Genomic DNA, 21,192 nt, shown 5'->3' on the forward strand with positions numbered 1-21,192 from the left:
TTTGCAGTTACCCGTATCGCCCATACTCAACTGCGTAAGCCCGAACATTGAAAGTGCGACCAAATGGCGACCTCCTACAAATCCTGGGCCGTTCTCGGCCTGTCGACGACCCTGCTTGGCGGCATAGGCCTCGCAGCGTGCGGCAATGACCAGGGCTCCGTATCGCCTGAAAGTGAAGCATCACAGCCGGCCGAAGCGACGCCGTCCAGTGCCGGGCTTGTCGACGAAATCGACGTCACCTCAACACCTGTTCGCGCCGAGGGCGGCGAAGGCGAAGGCGGGGTGAACATCGCAGCGGCAGGCGAAGACCCAGCCGTCTATCTGAGCGCCCTGGCCGTAGTCGAGGCGCACATCCGCGCAGGGATAGACGCGCTGGACGCTGGCGAACGCAAGGCCGCCGCCGAAATGTTCGCCCATCCGGTCAGCGAGATCCTCTTCGATCTGGAACCAGTTCTCCGTCAGCAAGGCGTGGCCCCTTTCGAGCAGAAGCTGATTGATGCCTCCCACGGTGTCTTCGGCGGTGAAAGCGATGACGCTTTGCGGGCGCGCGCTAGCGACATCATCGCCACCATCCGCCAGGCCGGCGAGTTTGCGCCCAAGGGCCAGGCTGATGATGTCACGATAAAGGCGCGGGTGATCGCCGACGAGATCGACCGGGCCATCGCACAATACATGTCGGCCCGAAACAGCGACGCTTATGAGCCGTATCTGGACGGCTACGGATTTTACAAGACCGCTGAATCCTTGATGATCGACAATGCCGAGGCGATCGCGGCCGACGCACCCGCCTTTCACCAGCAGGCTGAAACCGTGCTGAGCGCTCTCTCCGAGGCCTATCCCTCAGCCCGCCGCCCCGCTGCGCTGGGCGCCGATGCATCGCACCTGGCGGTCCTGAACTCGGGGCTTCAGCTCGAACTCAGCGGGCTCTGAATCAAAGAAGGCCGGGTTGTGGCCCGGCCTTCCCCAACTAGCCAATCGAAGCGCGTCTATTCCGCCGCATTCCCGGAAGGTGCCGGGTCCTCGTCAGGGGCCTCACCCTTCAGATAGGTATTGAGGAAATCGACATAGGCCTCGGACGCCTTGATGCGGTTTTCACGTTTCTGGAAGCCGTGTCCCTCGTCCGGGAAGAGGACGTACTCGACGGTGGCACCATTGGCGCGGGCGGCCTCGACGAGTTCGTCGCTCTCGACCTGCAACACGCGTGGATCATTGGCGCCCTGAATGACCAGCATTGGCTTGGTGATCTGGTCGGCATGGAAGAGCGGCGAGATGCGGCGCAGCCGCTCAATGTCGGTGGCCGGGTCACCCATCTCGTCATAGAGCGCATCGCGGAACGAGCCCCACCATGGCGGAATGCTTTCCAGAGTACGGACCCAGTTGGTCACCCCGAAAATATTGACACCGACATCGAAGACCTCAGGCTCGAATGCGAGGGCGGCTGCAACCATGAAGCCGCCATAGGACCCGCCGAGAACGCCGATCTTCTCGGGGTCTATGCCCTCCACGCCTTCCAGGTATTTCCGCCCATAGACGATGTCCTGCAGGTCCTTCTCGCCATGGTTCTTGTCGTCCATGTGAAAGAAGGTCTTGCCGTAGCCCGACGAGCCGCGATTGTTGGCGGCCAGCACCGCATAGCCGTGATTGACCAGGTGCTGGATGGTCGCCGAATAGCCTCGCGTACTCTGTCCGCCGGGCCCGCCATGGACCCAGACCAGCGCCGGGACAGGATCGTCCGCCGATGCCTGTTTGGGCATGTAGAAGATGGACGGGATTTCAAGGCCGTCGAAGCTCTCATACCGCACGACCTCGGCGGTCACGAGATCATCCTCGTCAATCGCTTCAGGCAGCGCGTTGGTCAGCCGTGTAGCCTCGCCATCACTGAGGCCGGCGACGTAGAGATTGAAAGGTGAGGTGTCGGTGTTCACGCCGAAAGCAATCGTCTCTTCGTCGCGGTCGAAACGGATCTGGCCCAGCTCTCCGTCAGGAATTCCCTTCAGTTCAACCGCTTCGCCGGTTTCATTGTCCATAATCGTGAGATCGGTCATCGCGTCCGCATTGATGGCGGAAACGAGGTAGCGTCCCGTCGGGCTGTCGAACACAAACGAGACATCCCAGTCCGCTTCGATCAGCGGATGCTTTTCTCCGCTGGCGAGATTGTAGGTCCAGGCCTGATTGAATTCGCCATGCTCATTGGTGGCGTAGATCAGCGTTTCGCTGTCTGCCGTGAAATCGTAGACGCCATAAGAGATATCGCCCTCATGTTCGGTGATGAGCTGAGGCTCGGTATCGTCCGCCAGGAAATCCACGAGATAGATATTGGAGTCGGCATTGGTGCGGTCTTTCGACAGGGCCAGCCAGCGCCCGTCCGGTGAGATGTCGGCAATATCCTTGCCGTCGTTCTCGAAGATCATTTCCCGCGAATAGTCCGCCGTGCTGTAGGCATAGAGGTCATTGGTCTGCGGATCGCGCTCATTGGTCTGGATGTAGAAGACCTCGCCATCGTCGCGCCAGCCGACAAAACTCGCACGCACCTCCTCACCCGGCGTAAGATCGGTCAGGGTGCCGTCGATTTCGCGGACGTAGACGTGATAGATTTCGTTGCCGCCGCTGTCGGAGGTGATCAGGACCCGGTCGTCATCGGGGAAGAAGGATTGAGCGTAGACGGCATTGTCGTCAGAGCTGGTCAGCGGCGTGATCGCCCCCGTCTTGTCCATTGCGACTGCGTTGAAAATGCCGGTTTCATCTGTCGAGACCAGGATGGCATCATTGTTGTGAGAGAAAACGTAGCCATTGTTCGACCCCAGCCCGTAACTGGTCGTCTCATGGAAGAGCGACGCCGGATACTGCTGGACCGAGACAGGCTCAACCACCACATCCGCGACCTGCTCAATATCGTTCGCAGGCGTGGACACCGCCTCTTCTGCCGCGTCTTTAGCAGGCGTCTGGGCGCAGGCCGCCAACAGGGCCGATGCGCCAATCAACAGGGTTTGTTTCAAGTACATAAATGCCTCCCGCAACCAAGATTGCGGAAAGCTAGCACTCGCCTTTCAGGATAGCGAGACCGTCAGGCCGGTTTTACAGGGTTACCGTGCCGGCAATCCGGCGGCCATTGCGATCAAGCTCGATCGCCCAGCGCGACGCATCGGTATCGAGGGCCTCGTCCAGCTGCTCCAAGGTCTTGATCGGCGCATTGTTGACCGAGACGATCAGGTCGCCGGGGCGCACAACCCTCCAGGCATATGCGCCGCGCAGGATCCGGGTTACGAGCACCCCTGTCACGAATGGATCGCGGCCCATCTCCTCAGCGAGGCGGGGGGAAAGCTCGGCAACTTCCGCACCGGAAAACGGATGGCGGCCTTCCAGCAGCTCAAGTTCAGCCTTGGTCGCTCCCGGTGGCGGCGCGAGCGTGACACCGACGGTCTCATAGCGCCCGCCATGCAGGACTTTCAGCTGGGAGACCTCTCCGGGTGAACGCGTCGCGGCGAGGAATTTCAGGCCGTTCTCGTCAAAAACCTCGCGGCCATCGATCTCCGTGATCAGGTCGCCGCGCTTCAAGCCCGCCTCGTCGGCCGGGCCATCATCGAAGACTTCCGTCACCATCACGCCGACCGGCCGGTTCATGCCCTGCGACTTGGCGATGTCATAGGTCACCGATTGCGCCTTCAGACCGAGCCATGGGCGGACAATACGCCCCTCGTTGACCGCAGCATCGACGACCCGCTTGACCATCTCGGCCGGGATGGCAAATCCAATGCCGTTCGAGCCGCCAGAGCGCGAGAAGATGGCGGAATTGATGCCGACCAGCTCACCCTTCGTATTGACCAGCGCGCCACCGGAATTGCCGGGGTTCACTGCCGCATCGGTCTGCAGGAAGAAGGCGTAGTCGGACACGCCGACATCGGTCCGCGCCGTCGCGGAGATGATGCCGCTGGTGACCGTCTGCCCCACGCCGAACGGGTTACCGATGGCCAGAACGATGTCGCCGACTTCCGTATCACGCGTGTCGCCATACTGTACGGTCGGAAGCGGATCGCCTTCGGTGTCGATGCGCAGCACGGCAAGGTCGGTACGCTCATCAGCAAGGATGAGCTCTGCCTCGTATTCGCGGCGATCCGAGAGGACGACGAGCAACTCGTCGGCATCGGCCACAACGTGGTTATTGGTGACGATCACGCCGTCATCAGAGACGATCACCCCGGAGCCGAGCGAATTCTGGACACGCTCCTGAGGGGCTCCGAAAAACTCCCGGAAGATCGGGTCATTGGCAAAGGGTGAAACGTTCTGGCGAACGACTTTCTTTGTGTAGACGTTCACCACCGCCGGCGAGACCTTCTTGACGAGTGGCGCATAGGACAGCTCCACCTGCGCGTGGGTCTGAGGCACCTGCTTGTCGGTATCGTTGCCGAAGAAACTGACGCCCTGCGCGCCAGCCTGTCCGGCTGAGAAGAGCGGGCTGATAAGAACTGCAAGCAGGGCGAGCACAGCGACCACACTCACCAGAAGCAGTTTCGAAACATGGCGGGTCATGGTGTTGGTTTGCATCATGAAAATGGCTCTATTGCGGCGCCGCCGGGGGCGCAATCAGGCAATTCATGACAATTCAGAAAGACGTTCCGGCCGCAGCAATCAAGTGGCCTGGTCGCGCTCTGCCAATGCCCGCAGATTATTCTCGTGGTCCTCGCGGCTGATCCGGTAAAAGCTGACGCACACAATCATGATCATCCATAGCGACAACAAGGTCAGCGCATAGCCCCAGCCGAGTGTCCGCACGGCTTCGTCGCTTGCCTGCGAAGCCCGCATGCCGGGCGTGATGGCAGCAACGGCAAGGATGAAGGACGCAGTCAGCACACCCACGCCCTGGGCGAGCTTGCGCATGAAGCTGATGCCCGCGAAGTAGATGCCCTCGGACCGCCGCCCGGTCACGAGTTCGTTCTGCTCGACAATATCAGCCACCATGGACGCGGCGAGCATCTGGTAAGCGATGATCAGGGCCAGGTCGAAGACGGTGATACCAAGCACAATCATGTAGAGTTCGTCTGAGCCATTCGGCGGCAAGAGACCGAACTGGCGTGCGATGACCGGCATAGGCGCTATCGTGAACGCGAGGATGCCGATGGTGATGGCCGCGCGCTTCTTGCCGAAGATGCGGCCGGCGATCGGCGCGAGAACGAGCGCGAGGATCGACGAAACATAGACGGCTGCGGTCAGTCCGGTGATCTGGGTATTCGAGAACTCCCAGAAGAAGCCATTGATGTACTGGTTCAAGGTTGCCGAGACGCCGGATGCCAGCAACCCGAACAGCGTTGCGAGAAACAGGGCCCGGAACGAGGGGTTGGACACCGTCTCCCAGATCTCACCCAGCACTTTCAACGGGGTGAGCTTGCGAGGCGCAGGGGGCGCCTTGAGGTGGGGAATATGCCGGTGCGTCCCGAAGGACGTGACGGTGATCGACGCCAGGATACAACAGGCACCAAGCAGGCCATAAGTGTGCCAGCCGGTAATATGGAAGAAGCCCGAGGGGTCGCCTTCGCTCGGCTTCAGAAGGAACAGGAACAGGATGATCTGGACGGTCAGGCCGCCAACCCAGGCAAAGAAATAACGGAACGACATCAGTGATGTGCGCGCGTCGTAATCCTGGGTCAGCTCCGCTGCGAGCGCTGTGCTCGGCACTTCGAACAGGGTGTACATCAGGCGCACAGCGACCGTGAATCCGAGGAGCCAGGCAAACAGGCCGAGCCCGGAAAGGTCTCCGGGCGGATTCCAGACAAAGAAATAGGCGATCGTGACCGGGATCATCGCCGTGTACATGAGCGGGTGGCGGCGGCCCCACTTGGTACGCAGATTGTCCGACCAGTAGCCGACAATCGGGTCGGAAACGGCATCGATCAGCAGCGCAATCCAAAGCGCCGCTGCCACGAGAACCGCCGACAGGCCGAGCACCTGGCTGTAGAATAACAGCAGCACATATTCGAAGCCGTTATTCTTGATGCCACCTGCCGCGCCGCCTACGCCATAGGCGAGGCGGGTGAGAAATCCGGGGGCTCTATGCTCAGCCATTATGCGCGCCGAACCGGCTCAGCGCCTATTCGACGATGTCGAAGTATTCGATTTCCGGGCGACCTGCGAGACAGGCGCCCAGTTTGGCGCCGGCTGCCTTGAAGTAGTCGGTCTGGCCGTGTGCCTTGAGTGCATCCTCGGAGGCATACTCCTCCATGAAGATGTAAGTCTGCGGGTCGGATTTCGATTTGTAGAGCTGGTAGGTCAGCGTGCCGGATTCGTTTGCCTTGACCTTTGCCATGAGATCCTTGCCGACCTCTTCAAACTCGGCGTTCTTCCCTTCGGCGATGGTCAGTTTCGCGACAACTCCGATCATGCAGTCCTCCCAGTGATTTTTCTGTTTGTAGAACCATAACCAACTGTTTCGGCCGGGCAAGCCATGACGTCGCGGATGCGGGCGCTCAGCCCCGAAAGGCGGTCACCTCGATTTCGATCTTCATTTCCGGCGCAATCAGCCCGGCGACCACCATGGTCGCGGCCGGGCGGATCGTCCCGAGATGCCGGCCGAGTACGGGCGCGATGGCGTCGACCAGGCCTCTGTCGACCACTGTGTACTGGACACGGACGATATCACTCATTCCGAAGCCCGCTTCATCCAGGACGCGCGAAATGGTGGCAAAACACGCTTCGGCCTGCGCGGCAGCATCTTCTGGCATGGCCATCGTCGCATAGTCGTAGCCGGTCACGCCGGACACGAAACACCAGTCGCCCTGCACCACCGCGCGCGAATAGCCCAAAGTCCCTTCAAAGGGCGAACCGGTAGAAATCAGGCGGCGCGGCGACGGCATGGCGGTCAGGCTATTTGCCTTCAAACTTCGGCGCGCGTTTTTCGAGAATGGCGTTCACGCCTTCCATGTGGTCCTCGGTCTCGTGCATGAGGGCTTGCGAGGCCGCCGACAGCTCCATGATCGTGTCATAGGAGGCGCTCTGGCCGTGACGCAGCAGCGTCTTGGCAAGGCGTAGGGACTGCGGCGGCTGGACAGCCATGCGTTCGGCGAGCTTCATGGTCTCGTCCATCAGCTGGTCACCCGGCACGACATCGGAGACCAGCCCCCATTCCTTGGCCGTCTGTGCGTCGATAACGTCACCGGTAAAAAGCAGCTGCGCCGCGCGCGAGTTGCCGATAATGCGCGGAAGCAGCCAGGCCCCGCCGTCGCCGGGAATGAGGCCGAGCTTCAGGAAGGTCACACCAAATTTCGCATGATCGGCGGCGATCCGGACATCGGCCATGCAGGCGACGTCGCAGCCAAGGCCGATTGCCGCACCATTCACCGCAGCAATCAGCGGCACTTCAAGATTGTAGAGCGACTTGACCACCAGGTGGATGTTGCGGCGATAGCCATTGCGGATGTCGTTCGGGCTGCCGCCAAAGGCGCCTTTGCGGTCACGCATGGCCTTGACGTCGCCGCCGGCCGAGAAGGCCTTTCCCTCGCCCGTCAGGATTGCGACACGGATCGCCGGGTCTGCCTCGATCTCGGCGCAAGCCGCGGCCACGGCAGGACCGTCGCCTTCCTGGCCGAGCGCGTTCATCATGTCCGGCCGGGTCAGCGTCAGGGTCGCAATCGGGCCGGATTTTTCAAGTTTGATGACGGACATGGTGCAGCGCTCCCGGATAATCTGATGAAGGTTCCGGGATGGTCTATGGCAGGCTGGCTGCCCTGATGTCGAGCCCTGACCTTACGACTTCCGGTAAGTTCCGATGAACCAGTCGTCCCATTCCTCGGTTTCGGGATTGTACTGCTCGAAGTGCTGCGTGACCGAGCCGTCATCATTGGGGACCCAGCTGCCCCTGAAGGGGAAGGTCGTTCCATTGCGGTACTTGATCTCACCTTCGAGCAACATGTGGCCTCTCTGGTTGATCCCGCCGGAATACTCGATGACCGAGCCGGCGCTGACCCAGAGCTGGTGCCACTTCTTGTCGCCCGGGTCGTAATAATTGTAGCTCTGCCCGGTGCCGCCAGCCGTGTTCGTCCAGTGTTCGACGATCAGACAGCCGCGCTCTTCCTTCGTGATGATATTCGTTCCAGCCGGCTGCTCGGCCAGATCGGTCACGGTCCATTCGCCGAGCCAGAAGTCAAAAGCCTCATAGGGCGGCGAGCTGCACGGTTCGGGCTGACCACTGCCCTGTGCATTGGCCCCCGCAGAGAGCCCAAGCGCCGCCAGCGCCGTGACGAGAGATTTCCTGTACATGTATCCTCCCGATAAAAAAGACCCGCCCTGCCAGCTTGGGCAGGACGGGTCCTTGCGTCAAATGAAAGCTTTTGGACGACTTACTCGGCAGCGACCTTCTCGACTTCGCCACTGAGCGCCGTGTAGCGGCGCATATGGTGATCGATATTGCCAAACTCGCTGTCGATCATGGTCAGGCGCTTGAAATAGTGGCCAACAGCCAGTTCGTCCGTCATGCCCATGCCGCCATGGATCTGGATCGCTTCCTGGCCGACAAAACGCCCGCCCTGGCCGATCCGGACCTTGGCACCGGAAACCGCCTTCTTGCGCGTGACTTCATCCTCATCGAGCTTCAGCGTCGCCATATAGGTCATGGAAATCGACTGCTCATGCTCCATGAACATGTCGACCATACGGTGCTGAAGGACCTGGAACTTGCCGATGGCGATGCCAAACTGCTTGCGCTGCTTGGAATACTCAACGGTCATCTGGTGGGCGACGCCCATGGCGCCCATGGCCTCGGCACAGACGGCGACGGTGGCTTCGTCGACAACCCGCTCGATCAGCGGCAGGGCCTTGCCTTCCTCGCCGATGAGGGCATCGGCCGGCACTGTCACATTCTCGAAGTAGACCTCGGATGCGCGGCGGCCATCGACTGTCGGGTAGTCACGCGTCGTGACGCCATCGGCGTCTTTCTCGACGATGAAGACGGAAATGCCGTTCTTGTCGCGACGGTCGCCCGATGTGCGGGCGGTCACGATGAGGTGGCTCGCCCACGGCGCGCCAATCACAACGGCCTTGTGACCGTTGATCACATAGCTGCCGTCTTCCTTCTTCGCCATCGTCTCGAGGTCGTGCAGGTCATAGCGGCCACGCGGCTCAGCATAGGCGAAAGCGAAGACACGCTCACCGCCGATGATCGCCGTGAGGTGCTCTTCCTTCTGGGCGGGCGTGCCCGCATGCTTCAGGAATCCGCCAGCGCAGACGATCGTCGGGACATAGGGTTCGACGACCAGGGCCTTGCCGAATTCTTCCATGATGACCATGGAGTCGACGGCGCCGCCGCCAAGACCGCCATCGTCTTCTGAAAACGGCGCAGCGAGAAGGCCGAGTTCGGCGAATTGCTGCCACATCTCCGGACGCCAGCCTGCATCACTTTCCGAGACCTTGCGGCGGGTGTCGAAGTCATATTGATCGCGAAGCAGCCGGGCCAGGCTGTCGCGGATCATTGTCTGTTCTTCTGAAAAGTTGAAATCCATCGGTTTCCTCCAAATTCCCTTTGTTCAATATTCGTCGAGTATGGCCGCACAGGCGCCGAGCTGGCTTGCCGTGGGCGGCGTGATCTTGGTCGTTTTGGCACCAGACACCATCATCACGCGGTCCTGGCTGCTATCATCCCAGTCGATAACCACCGTCAGCGGATAGTCATCAAGGACAACAAGTTTCTCATTCAGGTCTTCATCCCCGTAGTCGATCAGGACCTCATGGGCCGGATGCGTCTGCCCCATAAGAAAGTATTCCGTGGCGGCTCCAACCCGCACCACGGGATCGTCTTCCAGCGATGCGAGTTCGACCGTTGCACCTTCGCTGAATGGCCGCAGCGCCTTGATGGCGTCACGTTCGGCTTCGGTCGGCAGCGGCGTGTCAAAGCAGCTGCGATAGTCGATGCCGCCATAGAGCAGGAAAAGGCTGTCGGGTGACATCGCCTCGTCTTCTTCAGTGTCGAAGATGCTCTGGTACAGTACCCAGTCGTCTCCAGTGAGAACCACACGCTCGCGGAACGTATCCGCGCTGCCGCCGGTGCTGGACGACCAGAAGACAGACGAACCGGCCTCCAGTTCCGGCAAGGCCGGCTCGTCCGCCGAGGCGGGACAAGACAGGCTTGCCAGGACAGCAGCAGCGGCGACCGGAGCAACCGGAAACGACCTGAAGCCCGATGCCGCGCCTTTGGGTATCTCGTTCACTTTCACTCCAGAAGCTCCGAGCAGTATCCAAGGTCCTGGCCAGCCATGTCGGTCGGGCTCAAGCCCCCTTGAGGCTCGATCACTTCCAGCACCTGGCCCTTGTCACCCGATGCCCAGACGACCTGAACCGGCATACCGAGAACCGGCGAGACAGCAAGGGTCATTTCGGCCTCGCCATACGCCGTCTGGACCGACAATGCATCACCGGCCCCCTCGATATTGGAAATGAGCTCAACCTTCATCGGCTCTGCAACGCTGTAGACGCTTTTGACCCCTGTGCGCACGGAGGCCGAAGCACCCGGAATCAGGGGCCAGATCGCCGACAGCGCCGCCCGGTCTTCATCGCCGGGCAGTGGCTGGTCGCACGACTGCGAATGCACCCCCGAAAACTCGACGATGTAGTCCGCCGCTTCACCGCTGGAGCGCTGAATGTCCGGATCGTAAATGATGAAGTCTTCTCCGGAGATGACGACTTCATTCAACCGGATATAGGTCTGGTCGCCGAACTCGTACTTCCAGGTAATCATGGTGCCCGGCTGCGGAGACTGGAATCCCTGCTGGGCGGCACTCACCTGCGCAGATGCAATCGACATGACAAGCAGGATGAGTGCACGCACCATTGGGTCTACAGCCCCAGGATCATCTTGGTGATGATGTTGCGCTGGATCTCGTTCGAGCCGCCGTAGATGGACGTCTTGCGCATGTTGAAATAGGTCGGCGCGGCCTGATGGGCATAGTCCGGCCCGATCGGGAATTCGTTCGAGCCGTCCTCGGGGAAGCCGCGGAAATACGGGTGGCCATAATGGCCGACCGCTTCCAGGGTCAGCTCGGTCAGGCGCTGCTGGATTTCCGTGCCCTTCACCTTGAGGATCGAGCTTTCCGGGCCGGGGCCCTTGCCCTGCGCTTCGCCAGCCAGCGTCCGCAGCTCGGTGAACTCGAGCGCTGTCAGGTCGATTTCGAGCTGGCTGATCTTGCGGATGAAATCGTCATCCTTGATCAGCGGCTTGCCGTCGAGCAGCTCCGTCGAGGCGATCGCACGCAGCTTTTCGACGCCGCGCTTGGAACGGGCCACGCCAGCAATGCCGGAGCGCTCATGCGCGAGCAGGAACTTGGCATAGGTCCAGCCTTCATTCTCCTTGCCGACGAGGTTCTCCACCGGCACGCGAACATCGGTCAGCCAGGTCTCGTTGACCTCATGGCCACCATCGATGGTCTTGATCGGCTTCACCTCGATACCCGGCGTATTCATGTCGGCGAGGATGAAGCTGATACCTTCCTGCGGCTTGGCAGCGTTTGGATCGGTGCGGCAGAGGAAGAAGCCCCAGTCTGCGTGCTGGGCGAGCGTCGTCCAGGTCTTCTGGCCGTTGATCACATAGTGGTCACCGTCGCGCACGGCCGTCGTCTTCAGCGAAGCGAGGTCGGAGCCTGCGCCCGGCTCTGAATAGCCCTGGCACCACCAGACCTTGCCGGAACGGATACCCGGAAGATGCTTGGCCTTCATTTCCTCTGAGCCGAAGGTGTAGATCACCGGGCCGACCATCGAGACGCCGAAAGGCAGCGGCATGATGGTGTCCATGCGGGCATTCTCTTCAGACCAGATGTAGCGCTGGGTCGGGGTCCAGCCCGTGCCGCCATACTTCTCTGGCCAGGCCGGAACAGACCAGCCCTTTTCGCCGAGAATCTGGTGCCAGGCGAGCATGTCGTCCTTGCCGAGATCCTCTCGTGCCCCGACACCGCGCAGGTGCTTGGGGTAGTTTTCTTCGATGAAGGCCCGGACCTCCTTGCGAAACTCGACTTCCTCCGGGGTGAATTCCAGGTTCATACGCTTATCCTCGCGATCGATTTTCTTATTTGGTATTTCGTTCCCTTCTGCCTGCACGATGGAACGAAAGCAAGTTGACGCGGACGTCAACGTAAGCCTTGTCGCACCCGATTTAGCAGTTTCTCCGGACTTAATTCGCCGGCTGGCCCAGAAAAGGCGCGCATGCTGTCTTCAGAACACCGACAGCGGCAGCCGACCCCATGCCCCCGCCAGTATTGAATTCGAACGGCAGGAGCGGCCTCATGGCGATGCGCTCAAGCGCGGCCTCATGGGCTGGACGTTTCGTCACATGTCCCGACAGCACATGCGCCACGGCATCCGGATTGATGGCATGGACAACGCCAGCCGCAATTGTCGTGGCGAAGCCATCGAGGACGACCGGCACAGACTGGATGCGCGCGGCCAGGATGGCACCAACGCAAGCGGCCAGCTCACGCCCGCCAAGGCAGCGCAAAGCCTCCAGCGGATCATCCAGGTGGCCGCGATGCGTCGCCAGGGCCTTGTTCACGAGTTCGGTGCGAGATGCGCTGACATCCTTGGGAGTCTGGGGCCCGGGGCGAACCCAGTAATTGGCGGTGCCGCCATAAAGCGCGCAGGCCACGGCCGCCGCAGACGTCCCGATTCCGGCACCGATGACACCGAGGGCGAGGAGGTCCGGCTTTCCCTCAAGAGCCTCGAAACCATAGGCAATCGTCGCCGCGCACTCGCGTTCGGACATCGCCGGGACTTCCGCGAAATCCGCCGTCGGTTTGTCGAGGGCAAGTTCGAAAACCCGGATGTTTACGCCAACCTGTGCAGCGATTGCCGAAAGCGGCGCCTTTCCTTCGCGGAGGGCTTCCACCTTGGAGCGGGTACTGTCATCGCTGGAAAGCGTGATCTCTTTGCTCGAGATACCGTGCGAGCCAGCGAACAGGGCAAGCGTTGCGTTCTCGATGCGCGGCGGAAACCGGCCCTGCCAGTAGGCCAGCCATTCGGCGGCTTCACCGAGGCGCCCGAAATCGCCCTCGCGCCCCATGCCGAGCAGCGCCTGACTTACGCTTTCTGCAGGGGCCGGATCATGTTCGACCTTGCGAAGTGCCAAATCGCGCACATCATCAAAAGGCGTTGCAGGAGAGGCTGCGTCACTCAACGTATTCACTCACACATAGGAATGGGCGCAAACCGCCTGAAAGACCCGTTGAAGTCAATGAAAGATTCGTGATTTTTTGCCAATCTACGACAAAAGTCGCACAGTGAAATTGAAATGACGAAAAAGCCAATTCCCATCATGTCGCCCTGTCAGTCCGTCTGCGCCGTGGACGGCCAGACCGGATTTTGTCTTGGATGCGGTCGGACGCTGATGGAAATCGGCACCTGGACCAAACTCACCCATGAGCAGCGCCAGGACGTGATGAGCGTGCTGGGCGACCGGATGGATCATCTCAAATCGCTCGGAAAGCTTGGCCCGAACGCATGAGCGCGCGCCTGGTCTCCACGCTGATCAGCGCAGCCGCGATTGCCGGCGCCGTCGCCATCTTCGTCGTGCCGAAACTCGATGAAACGCCTGAACCTGATACCAGCCGGCCAGCCGCTGAAATCAACTCCGCGACCACGACACCCCAGCCTGCCGACACAACACGGCGCCAGGCCGTGCTCTCCATCCGGGACGATGGCCACTACTGGGCGCGAACGCTGGTCAACCGCAAGGCCAGCGTCGACTTCATGGTGGATACCGGCGCCAGCACGGTCGCGATCACCCAGGACGATGCCCGCAAGATGGGGCTTTCGCCCGATGAACTCGAATATATCTGGGAAATCCGCACCGCTGGTGGCCTTACTCATGGAGCGAGCGTGCGGATCGACTCCATCAAGATCGGTCAGGTCGAGGTGAAGAATGTCAGCGCCATGGTGATGCGCGAGGAGCTGACGCAGTCGCTTCTCGGCATGAGCTTCCTGCGCGAGCTTTATTCCTATGAGTTCCGCGGCGATCGCCTGATCATCCGCCAATAACCTTCCAGACCATCCGAACCGATACGACCACCAGCAGCACGCCAAAGAGCTTTCGCAACAGGCCGGCATCGAGCTTGTGAGCGAGGGACGCGCCGACCGGCGCCATGGTCACCGTGCAGATCGATATCAGCGCGAAGGCGGGCAGGTTCACATGGCCCAGCGAGAAAGGCGGGAGACCGGCCTTCCCAATGCCATTCCCGATCGCAACGGCCGCGCCCGGCAATCCGATGGCAACGCCAAAGCCGGCCGCTGTGGCAACAGCCTGATGGATCGGCCTGCCGCAGACGGTCATCAGGCTTACGCCGAACGTTCCGCCGCCAATCCCCATGATGGCCGAGAGCGTCCCAAGCGCGCTGCCAAGTCCCATCCGGGCCGGGCCTTTGGGCAGGTCTTCAGCTAGCCGCCAGCTGGGACGTCCGAAATAGAGCTGCATTGCCAGCACCAGAAGCAGGGCGCCAAAAATGAACGTCAGGACGTCCTTCGACACATAGCCTGCAATGGATTGGCCAATAACGGCGCCCAGCACGATCCAGGGCGCCCAGCCGCGGATGACAGCCCAATCCACCGCCCCCCGCCTGTTATGCGCCATGACGGAGCGGATCGATGTCAGGATGATGGTCGCAAGCGACGTCGCAATGGCAACGTGCATCGCGGTTTCGCCATAGCCGAGCGCCGTCAGCAGGAAATAGAGGACTGGCACGATGACCGCTCCGCCACCGATCCCGAACAGGCCTGCAGCCAGCCCGGCGGCAAGGCCGGCGGCGATCAGGGAGACAAGCAGGATGCCGTATTCCGAGACGAACGCGGCCATCATGCCGGAACAACGTGCGGCGAAACATGAGACAGCGCTTCGTCCAGCACTTCGAGCCCCGCACCAGCTCGAACGGCTTTTTCAGACAGCGTACGCCGCCAGCCTCTTGCGCCAGGCTGGCCTGCGAAGAGGCCCAGCATATGCCGCGTCATGGAGGACAGTTTCACCCCCTCCTCCAGGCGCGCCGCCATATAGGGCCGGTAAGCCTGCAGCCCGTCCAGACAGGCCTGCATATCGAAAGCGTCATGCCCCTGCCCGGTCTCGAGCAGCCGGTCGACATGCGTCAGGACGTGGGGCGTCTGGTAGGCGGCCCGACCAAGCATGACGCCGTCGAAGGTCTTTAGGTGTTCAGCGCTCTCGCCGAGCGTCTTTATTCCGCCATTGAGGACAATCGTGAGCTCGGGCCGCTCGGCTTTGAGGTCGGCCACCAGGCCGTAGTCAAGCGGCGGGATGTCCCGGTTCTCCTTCGGGCTGAGCCCGGAGAGCCAGGCCTTGCGCGCATGCACGGTGAAGACCTCGCAGCCGGCATCGGCGACCTGATCGACAAAGCCGAACAGGGTCTCGCGCGGCGGGTCATCATCGACAGCAACCCGGCACTTGACCGTCACAGGAATGGATACCGCCTGCCGCATCGCGCTGACACAGCGGGCCACGGTTGCCGGCTCCTGCATCAGGCAGGCACCGAACCGGCCAGACTGCACACGGTCCGATGGGCAACCGCAATTGATGTTGACTTCATCGTAGCCGAAGCTTTCCGCGATCCGGGCTGCCTCGGCGAGCTTGTGCGGGTCCGAACCGCCAAGCTGCAGCACAACCGGGTGCTCGTCAGCGCTGAAGCCAATCAGGCGGTCGCGATCACCGTGGATCACGGCATCTGCGGTCACCATTTCGGTCCAGAGCAAGGCACGCTTCGACAATGCACGATGGAACATCCGGCAATGCCGGTCCGTCCAGTCCATCATCGGCGCGACGGAAAATCTGTAATCGAGCAAGGTGTCCTTGACCATTCCGACCTGCAAGGTGGCAATTGGGCCTCGTCCAAGCACACATTGCCTTACCAGTAAATCGGCGAGGTGTTCGCCCGCTACTCCTCGGAGCTGGCTTCAAGGAAACCGTTCACGTCCAGCCAGTGGATGAAGGCATCGAACCACTTGTTGCTGGTGCGGTCCGGATTGCCGAGGCCGAAGCCATGGCCGCCATTCTGGTAGAGATGGAACTCAACCGGGATACCGGCATCGAACCAGGACTGGATCAAGCCAAACTCGCCGCCGAACAGGAAATCGTCCGTCGCGATTGCGGCGAACATGGGCGGCGCACCCTCCGGCACGTCGACCGGGCCCATGCCGCCATAGATCGGGCCGATAAAGGCGAGGTCGACGGTCTCCGAATTGAGCGTGGTGTGCATTGTTAGGCCAGCGCCGGCGGAAAAGCCGATCATGCCGATCCGCGCCGGATCGACACCCCACTCATCCTTGTTTTCAAGGATCATGGCGTAAGCGGCTTCGGCATCCTCCAGCTGGTTGGAGAGATCCCAGCGCGGCGGTCCGGCGGGTGTGTCATCATCCTCGTCCCGATTGCCCGCCTCGGCGAAGCGCCGTTCCATCTCTTCCTTGAAGGCGTCGAGTGTGTCTGCTGTCGGCTGTAGCCGGTATTTCAGGACGAACGCGTTGATGCCCTTGTCCTGAAGCGCCTCGGCGACTTCCCAGCCTTCATTGCCCATGGACAGCCACATGAAGCCCCCACCCGGCGCGACGATGACACTGGCGCCAGTGGCTGTCTCCGGGTCCGCCAGGAAAGGCGTGAGCGTGGCTGCGGTAATGTTGCGCGCCATCGGATCGCCCCACTGGCGAAACCAGGACTCGCTGGCCGTCTGGCCTTCCACGCCGCCTGTATTCAACGGGATCGCTCCAGCCTCGGCAGGCGCCTCCATGGGATACATCGTCCCGTCCTGAGCAAGCGCCGGGCCGGCGAAAGTAACGGTACAGAAGGCCGCGATCATGGATCGGATCATCATGGCTTTTGCCCTTCCTCGGTGGACTGGCTTGCGGGCGCAGGTTGCGGTGGAACGCTGATGCCCTCGGGCGTCTGTTCGACCGGCTGAAGCGTGCCGTCCGGATTATGGTAGAGATATTCGACGCGGACGGAGCGGCGGCCGAGTGCCCCCGGCACGCCGTCGATCGTCTGTGACGCATCGTGGTAGAAGAGATACCACTGGCCTTCGAACTCGACCGTGCCGGGATGGATGGTGAAACTGTTCTCACCCGAACCGGTGAGCATTCCCTGTAGCGTCCACGGACCGGTGATGCTCGGCGCCGTCGCATAGTGGATCTGCTCATCCTCGCTGACACTGCGGTGGATCGCGGCGTAGAGGAGATAGTAGGTCCCGTTGTGTTTGTGGATCCAGGGGCCTTCCTCGTAGGGCGCGATGTCGAGCGTCTGGATCGGGCCGTCGAGCTCGATCATGTTCGGCGCAAGCTTCGCATAATAGAGGATCTGGTTGCCCCACCAGAGCCAGGCCGTGCCGTCATCGTCCTGGAACACGGTCGGATCAATGTCATCCCAGGAGTGCGCGGCCATCTTCGTCATGCTGTTGCTGATGAGAGCAGACCCGCGCGCATCGACGAAAGGCCCGGTCGGACTGTCGGACACGGCCACCCCGACCGCCTTGCCGGGATCGGTGTCGTCGTGCTCGACCGTTGTGTAGAAGTAGAACTTGCCGTCTTTCTCCTCGACCTCGGACGCCCACGCGTCGCGCTTGGCCCACGCAAAGTCGGTGGGCTTCATGACCGGGCCATGCGCCGTCCAGTTGCGCATGTCGTCGGAGGAATAGACCAGCCATTCGGTGATGTTGAACATCTGGTCTGGGCCGGCCTCGTCATGGCCGACATAGAGATAGACCCGCCCGTCATGGACCATGGGCGCGGGATCGGCTGTGAAGGCATCCGAAAAGAGCGGGTTGGCCCCCGGCAGTCGGGGCTCATTTGCCGCCGGTGCGCCCTGCGATACGCAGGCTGAAAGGAGGACCGCAGCAAGGCCGGTCGTCAGCGATGATCGTTTGGCAGACATCACTCACTGCTCCTCTGTCAGGACAACGACCGAATGCGGCGGCAAGTTTGCCACGCCGCCTTCGACCTCGAACGGCGATGGCGTGACAGCCTCCGGTGCCTCGAACGTGTTGTGCGCGTCCATGGCTTCCGCTGTCAGGATCCGTCCCGTGAAGGCACTCGCCCCGAACGCACTGATATCAACGGCGTGCGCGGCCTTCGCGTCGGAATTGATGAGGGCGACAACCAGCTTGCCGTCCGGCGTTTGCGCCGCCGAAAGGCTGATCGCGGGGATGGTGTGGTCACCATGGCTGTAATCCGGCGCATCGTAGCTTACCGGCAGCGCCGTCGCGCCCTGGAAGGGCTTGTACATCTCGAAGACGTGATAGGTCGGCGTCAGCACCATGTCGGGGCCATCCGTCAGGATCATGGCCTGCAGCACGTTCACCATCTGGGCGATGTTGGTCATGGCGACCCGGTCAGCATGGTCATGGAATATGTTGAGGCTGAGGGCCGCGACGACCGCGTCGCGCATAGTGTTCTGCTGGTAAAGCGCCGGCGTGTCCTCCGTGGCCGGGTCGTACCAGGTGCCCCATTCGTCAACATACAGGCCGAAGTCGTCACCCAGGTCTTCATGCTCTTCGAACATCGCGATCTGGTCCGTGATCACATCCTCCATGCGGAGTGCGCGTGACAGGGTGGAAATCCACTCCGCCTCCGGAAAGCCCACCGCTGCGCCCTTGGCGCCCCAGTCGCCGGTCGGCAGGGAGTAGACGTGCACGGAAATGCCTTCGGCCAGATCGGCGATGTAAGGATGGCTCAATACGGCGTCCGAGTATTCGATATTCTCGTCATGCGAGCCGGAGATGATGCGCTTGGGCTGCTCGCCCTCGGTCTTCGCGAAACTGGAATAGAGCGCGTACGTGTCCGCGTAGTATTCCGGCGTGATATGACCGCCGCAGCCCCAGGTCTCATTGCCGATGGCGAGATAATCCACGGTCCATGGCTCGTCCCGGCCATTGGACCGGCGTTCCTCGGCGCGGTCGCCTCGGGTGGCCGTGATGTATTCCAGCCAGTCGGCGGCATCCTTCGGCGTGCCGGTGCCGATATTGATGTTGAGATAGGTTTTCGCACCTAGCCGTTCGGCGAGGTTGAAGAATTCATGCGTCCCGAACGTGTTCGGCTCGAGCGTCCCACCCCAGGCGGCGTTGGTACGCAGTGCCCGTTCGCCGATGCCGTCACGCCAATAGTAGCGGTCCGAATAGCAGCCGCCCGGCCACCGGATCACGGGAATGTCCAGCTTGTCGAGCGCGGCGAAGACATCGTCGCGAATCCCATCCGTATTGGGGATATCGCTGTCTTCGCCGACCCAGATGCTGCCATAGGGCTGGGCCCCGAGATGCTCGAGGAACTGGCCGTACACTTCTGGTGCGATCGTGCCGATGGGCGAGGACGGATCAACTGTGGCACGCGTCTGCGCCTCGATCGTCGCACACGCCGATAGCGCTATCATGCTTGCCGCTAATAATGCAGACCGGATCATTCTTTTCTCCCTGATCTATTCTCGTTGTTTCGCCCCTGTCCGGGCGCCCCTGCCTTATAGCGGCAATGGGTGGAAGTCGGATTGGGCTTGCCCTTCCACGATGCGGTTTCGCAGCGGAGCGCCGAAGCCCTCCGCGCTGATCTCAAAAACATCCCCCGGCTTGGCTTCGATACCATCCGCAAAACTCAACGTCGCCGTCCCGAAGAAATGGACATGCACGTCGCCCGGCCGCCGGAAACCTTCATATTTGAAATGGTGCGCTTCGAGATTGGCGATGGAATGGCTCATATTGTCTTTGCCGCTGGCAAAGGGCTTTTCCCAGACTGTTTTTCCATCGCGCGAAATCATCGACCTGCCCCGTATGTCGGCAGGCAGCTCGCCGAGCCGCAGCTCTGGCCCGAAAGCGCAGGGGCGCAGCTTCGAATGGGCAAGATATAGATAGTTGATCTTCTCCATCGTGTGGTCGGAAAACTCATTGCCGAGGCAGAAGCCGAGACGACGCGGCCGGCCATCCGCCGCGATGATGTAGATGCCGGCGATCTCGGGCTCTTCGCCGCCGTCAAGCGCAAATCGGGGTGAGACAAGGTCTCCACCAGGCCTGACGACCGACAGCCCGTCGCCCTTGTAGAACCATTCCGGCTGCACACCCTCCTGCCCGCTTTCCGGCTTGCCGCCTTCAAGCCCCATGCGGAACATCTTCATGGAATCGGTAAGGTTTTCCCCGCCCGCTTCGAGCTTCGCATGCATGGCGTCGCGGGTGTCGGCGCTGCCGAGATGGGTCAGGCCTGTCCCTGTGACCAGAAGGTGGGCCGGGTCGGGGTGGCTAATGGGCGACAGGATGCGCCCCTCCAGAAGCAGCGCTTCATAATTCAGACGCCCAGAACCCAGTGAAGCCTGGATAGCGTCAGACAGTCGAAGCCCCTGCTCCATCACTTTGAGAGCAAAGTCATACAGCGAAATCGCAGGCTCCAGCGGCGCCAGCGTTTCGCTGTCGAGAACACAGGCAACCCGCCCGGCGCCAGAATCGTCAAGATACTGAACGAGGTTCATTGGTGATCCGTCTCGTCAATGCCGGCAACATGAACGAAATCCCGGCGCGACTCTTCGAGGAGGATCTGCATCGTACGCGCCGCCCCTGCGCTGTCGCGCTTCAGGATCGCATCGCAGACCGCCTTGTGGCGCGGCAGGGACAGGTCATGGGTGTGCGGATGGCGGCTGGTAAGCTCGATGGAGTATTTGAGCGCATTGTAGAGCGTGCGCCCGATATGGGCGAGAAACGGGTTTTGCGTCGCATCGACAATGGCTTGGTGGAATTCAAGGTCCGGGTCCATGAGATCAGACGTGGTATCGGCCTCCTCCATCGCCTCATAGGCTGAGCGGATGCGCACCAGGTCCTCTTCACTTGCATTCCTCGCCGCCAGCGCCGCAGCGCCCGGCTCATAGACCATGCGCGTATCAAACAGGGAGTCGATGAAGTCCTGCTCGGGCAGCGACTGGATTGTCCAGCGCAGCACGTCCGGATCCAGCATCGACCAGTTCTCACGCGCCCTGACCGTCGTCCCGACCCGCGAACGCGACTCCACCAGCCCCTTGGCCATCAGGACCTTTGTCACTTCCCGCAGGATGGGCCGGCTAACGTCGAATTCCTCGCCGAAATACTGCTCGCTCGGCAAACGATCACCGACCGGATAGTCGCCCGAGACAATTCGCAGACCCAGGGTCTCGACGAGTTGTTCGGTGAGGTTTCGAGGTTTCAGCGACATGAGGTAACCGATGTGTTGGCAGCGTCTTAC

The 21,192-nt window shown here is 61.3% G+C and carries 22 protein-coding genes; 3 read left to right on the forward strand and 19 right to left on the reverse strand.

Annotated elements, in window-relative coordinates; translation table 11 throughout:
- The first annotated feature begins 63 nt into the window (after window positions 1–63).
- On the forward strand, window positions 64–930 hold the full coding sequence (locus D1227_RS12035) for a hypothetical protein (protein ID WP_119404847.1): 867 nt from the start codon (window positions 64–66) through the stop codon (window positions 928–930).
- Between the two features lie 56 nt (window positions 931–986).
- Here D1227_RS12035 and D1227_RS12040 read toward each other — a convergent pair whose 3' ends face one another.
- The 12 genes from D1227_RS12040 to D1227_RS12095 form a co-directional block, all read right to left on the reverse strand.
- Window positions 987–3,002, reverse strand: a complete 2,016-nt coding sequence (locus tag D1227_RS12040) for a S9 family peptidase (protein WP_119404848.1) — start codon at window positions 3,000–3,002, stop codon at window positions 987–989.
- A gap of 73 nt (window positions 3,003–3,075) precedes the next feature.
- Entirely contained in the window at window positions 3,076–4,545 is a 1,470-nt protein-coding gene (locus D1227_RS12045; RefSeq protein ID WP_233350162.1) for a Do family serine endopeptidase, read from the reverse strand.
- Between the two features lie 81 nt (window positions 4,546–4,626).
- Window positions 4,627–6,057 (reverse strand): MFS transporter, encoded by a 1,431-nt coding sequence (locus D1227_RS12050; protein ID WP_119404850.1) that lies wholly within the window; start codon window positions 6,055–6,057, stop codon window positions 4,627–4,629.
- Between the two features lie 25 nt (window positions 6,058–6,082).
- Entirely contained in the window at window positions 6,083–6,373 is a 291-nt protein-coding gene (locus D1227_RS12055; RefSeq protein WP_119374861.1) for a putative quinol monooxygenase, read from the reverse strand.
- An 85-nt stretch (window positions 6,374–6,458) separates the two neighbouring features.
- Window positions 6,459–6,845 carry a RidA family protein gene (locus tag D1227_RS12060; RefSeq protein ID WP_119404851.1) on the reverse strand — a complete coding sequence of 129 codons (387 nt, stop codon included), beginning with the start codon at window positions 6,843–6,845 and terminating at the stop codon, window positions 6,459–6,461.
- A 10-nt stretch (window positions 6,846–6,855) separates the two neighbouring features.
- Window positions 6,856–7,653 (reverse strand): crotonase/enoyl-CoA hydratase family protein, encoded by a 798-nt coding sequence (locus D1227_RS12065; protein ID WP_119374859.1) that lies wholly within the window; start codon window positions 7,651–7,653, stop codon window positions 6,856–6,858.
- An 81-nt stretch (window positions 7,654–7,734) separates the two neighbouring features.
- Window positions 7,735–8,247: a hypothetical protein gene (locus D1227_RS12070; RefSeq protein WP_119404852.1), complete on the reverse strand. Its 513-nt coding sequence runs from the start codon at window positions 8,245–8,247 to the stop codon at window positions 7,735–7,737.
- A gap of 80 nt (window positions 8,248–8,327) precedes the next feature.
- Complete coding sequence (locus D1227_RS12075) at window positions 8,328–9,485, reverse strand: acyl-CoA dehydrogenase family protein (protein WP_119404853.1); 1,158 nt, start codon at window positions 9,483–9,485, stop codon at window positions 8,328–8,330.
- 24 nt (window positions 9,486–9,509) lie between these two features.
- Window positions 9,510–10,190, reverse strand: coding sequence for a hypothetical protein (locus tag D1227_RS12080; RefSeq protein ID WP_119455294.1), 681 nt, complete (start codon window positions 10,188–10,190; stop codon window positions 9,510–9,512).
- 2 nt (window positions 10,191–10,192) lie between these two features.
- Complete coding sequence (locus D1227_RS12085; protein ID WP_119404855.1) at window positions 10,193–10,810, reverse strand: hypothetical protein; 618 nt, start codon at window positions 10,808–10,810, stop codon at window positions 10,193–10,195.
- Between the two features lie 5 nt (window positions 10,811–10,815).
- Entirely contained in the window at window positions 10,816–12,012 is a 1,197-nt protein-coding gene (locus D1227_RS12090; protein WP_119374854.1) for an acyl-CoA dehydrogenase family protein, read from the reverse strand.
- A gap of 130 nt (window positions 12,013–12,142) precedes the next feature.
- Window positions 12,143–13,150, reverse strand: a complete 1,008-nt coding sequence (locus D1227_RS12095) for a nicotinate-nucleotide--dimethylbenzimidazole phosphoribosyltransferase (RefSeq protein WP_119404856.1) — start codon at window positions 13,148–13,150, stop codon at window positions 12,143–12,145.
- A gap of 105 nt (window positions 13,151–13,255) precedes the next feature.
- Between D1227_RS12095 and D1227_RS12100 the strand changes: the two genes are divergently transcribed.
- Window positions 13,256–13,468 carry a DUF1289 domain-containing protein gene (locus tag D1227_RS12100; protein WP_119374852.1) on the forward strand — a complete coding sequence of 71 codons (213 nt, stop codon included), beginning with the start codon at window positions 13,256–13,258 and terminating at the stop codon, window positions 13,466–13,468.
- Entirely contained in the window at window positions 13,465–14,001 is a 537-nt protein-coding gene (locus tag D1227_RS12105; RefSeq protein ID WP_119404857.1) for a retropepsin-like aspartic protease family protein, read from the forward strand. Before D1227_RS12100 ends, D1227_RS12105 begins: the two co-directional genes overlap by 4 nt.
- Here the strand turns inward: D1227_RS12105 and D1227_RS12110 are convergent.
- From D1227_RS12110 to D1227_RS12140, 7 genes are all read right to left on the reverse strand, one after another.
- Entirely contained in the window at window positions 13,988–14,815 is an 828-nt protein-coding gene (locus D1227_RS12110; RefSeq protein WP_233352891.1) for a sulfite exporter TauE/SafE family protein, read from the reverse strand. The two genes, D1227_RS12105 and D1227_RS12110, sit on opposite strands and share 14 nt — an antisense overlap.
- Entirely contained in the window at window positions 14,812–15,819 is a 1,008-nt protein-coding gene (gene dusA / locus D1227_RS12115) for a tRNA dihydrouridine(20/20a) synthase DusA (RefSeq protein ID WP_119404858.1), read from the reverse strand. Before dusA ends, D1227_RS12110 begins: the two co-directional genes overlap by 4 nt.
- 77 nt (window positions 15,820–15,896) lie before the next feature.
- Window positions 15,897–16,826 (reverse strand): alpha/beta hydrolase, encoded by a 930-nt coding sequence (locus D1227_RS12120; protein WP_119404859.1) that lies wholly within the window; start codon window positions 16,824–16,826, stop codon window positions 15,897–15,899.
- Window positions 16,823–17,878, reverse strand: a complete 1,056-nt coding sequence (locus D1227_RS12125) for a glycoside hydrolase family 43 protein (protein ID WP_119404860.1) — start codon at window positions 17,876–17,878, stop codon at window positions 16,823–16,825. The genes D1227_RS12120 and D1227_RS12125 overlap by 4 nt, the downstream gene beginning before the upstream one ends.
- Before the next feature lie 3 nt (window positions 17,879–17,881).
- Window positions 17,882–19,399 (reverse strand): alpha-N-arabinofuranosidase, encoded by a 1,518-nt coding sequence (locus tag D1227_RS12130; RefSeq protein ID WP_119404861.1) that lies wholly within the window; start codon window positions 19,397–19,399, stop codon window positions 17,882–17,884.
- A 54-nt stretch (window positions 19,400–19,453) separates the two neighbouring features.
- Window positions 19,454–20,449, reverse strand: a complete 996-nt coding sequence (araD1, locus tag D1227_RS12135; protein WP_119404862.1) for an AraD1 family protein — start codon at window positions 20,447–20,449, stop codon at window positions 19,454–19,456.
- Complete coding sequence (locus D1227_RS12140) at window positions 20,446–21,162, reverse strand: FadR/GntR family transcriptional regulator (protein WP_119374784.1); 717 nt, start codon at window positions 21,160–21,162, stop codon at window positions 20,446–20,448. The genes araD1 and D1227_RS12140 overlap by 4 nt, the downstream gene beginning before the upstream one ends.
- Window positions 21,163–21,192 lie beyond the last annotated feature (30 nt).

Origin of the sequence: Henriciella mobilis (assembly GCF_003576315.1) — a bacterium.
Lineage (GTDB): Bacteria > Pseudomonadota > Alphaproteobacteria > Caulobacterales > Hyphomonadaceae > Henriciella > Henriciella mobilis.

Bases quoted from the DNA above. Each gene is read 5' to 3' on its own strand.
- D1227_RS12040 (WP_119404848.1), bottom strand. From the start codon at position 3,002: ATGTACTTGAAACAAACCCTGTTGATTGGCGCATCGGCCCTGTTGGCG.
- D1227_RS12125 (WP_119404860.1), bottom strand. From the start codon at position 17,878: ATGTCTGCCAAACGATCATCGCTGACGACCGGCCTTGCTGCGGTCCTC.
- D1227_RS12090 (WP_119374854.1), bottom strand. From the start codon at position 12,012: ATGAACCTGGAATTCACCCCGGAGGAAGTCGAGTTTCGCAAGGAGGTC.
- D1227_RS12130 (WP_119404861.1), bottom strand. From the start codon at position 19,399: ATGATCCGGTCTGCATTATTAGCGGCAAGCATGATAGCGCTATCGGCG.
- D1227_RS12035 (WP_119404847.1), top strand. From the start codon at position 64: ATGGCGACCTCCTACAAATCCTGGGCCGTTCTCGGCCTGTCGACGACC.
- D1227_RS12045 (WP_233350162.1), bottom strand. From the start codon at position 4,545: ATGATGCAAACCAACACCATGACCCGCCATGTTTCGAAACTGCTTCTG.
- dusA (WP_119404858.1), bottom strand. From the start codon at position 15,819: ATGGTCAAGGACACCTTGCTCGATTACAGATTTTCCGTCGCGCCGATG.
- D1227_RS12050 (WP_119404850.1), bottom strand. From the start codon at position 6,057: ATGGCTGAGCATAGAGCCCCCGGATTTCTCACCCGCCTCGCCTATGGC.
- D1227_RS12100 (WP_119374852.1), top strand. From the start codon at position 13,256: ATGACGAAAAAGCCAATTCCCATCATGTCGCCCTGTCAGTCCGTCTGC.
- D1227_RS12140 (WP_119374784.1), bottom strand. From the start codon at position 21,162: ATGTCGCTGAAACCTCGAAACCTCACCGAACAACTCGTCGAGACCCTG.
- D1227_RS12065 (WP_119374859.1), bottom strand. From the start codon at position 7,653: ATGTCCGTCATCAAACTTGAAAAATCCGGCCCGATTGCGACCCTGACG.
- D1227_RS12055 (WP_119374861.1), bottom strand. From the start codon at position 6,373: ATGATCGGAGTTGTCGCGAAACTGACCATCGCCGAAGGGAAGAACGCC.
- D1227_RS12085 (WP_119404855.1), bottom strand. From the start codon at position 10,810: ATGGTGCGTGCACTCATCCTGCTTGTCATGTCGATTGCATCTGCGCAG.
- D1227_RS12110 (WP_233352891.1), bottom strand. From the start codon at position 14,815: ATGATGGCCGCGTTCGTCTCGGAATACGGCATCCTGCTTGTCTCCCTG.
- araD1 (WP_119404862.1), bottom strand. From the start codon at position 20,449: ATGAACCTCGTTCAGTATCTTGACGATTCTGGCGCCGGGCGGGTTGCC.
- D1227_RS12075 (WP_119404853.1), bottom strand. From the start codon at position 9,485: ATGGATTTCAACTTTTCAGAAGAACAGACAATGATCCGCGACAGCCTG.
- D1227_RS12060 (WP_119404851.1), bottom strand. From the start codon at position 6,845: ATGCCGTCGCCGCGCCGCCTGATTTCTACCGGTTCGCCCTTTGAAGGG.
- D1227_RS12105 (WP_119404857.1), top strand. From the start codon at position 13,465: ATGAGCGCGCGCCTGGTCTCCACGCTGATCAGCGCAGCCGCGATTGCC.
- D1227_RS12120 (WP_119404859.1), bottom strand. From the start codon at position 16,826: ATGATGATCCGATCCATGATCGCGGCCTTCTGTACCGTTACTTTCGCC.
- D1227_RS12070 (WP_119404852.1), bottom strand. From the start codon at position 8,247: ATGTACAGGAAATCTCTCGTCACGGCGCTGGCGGCGCTTGGGCTCTCT.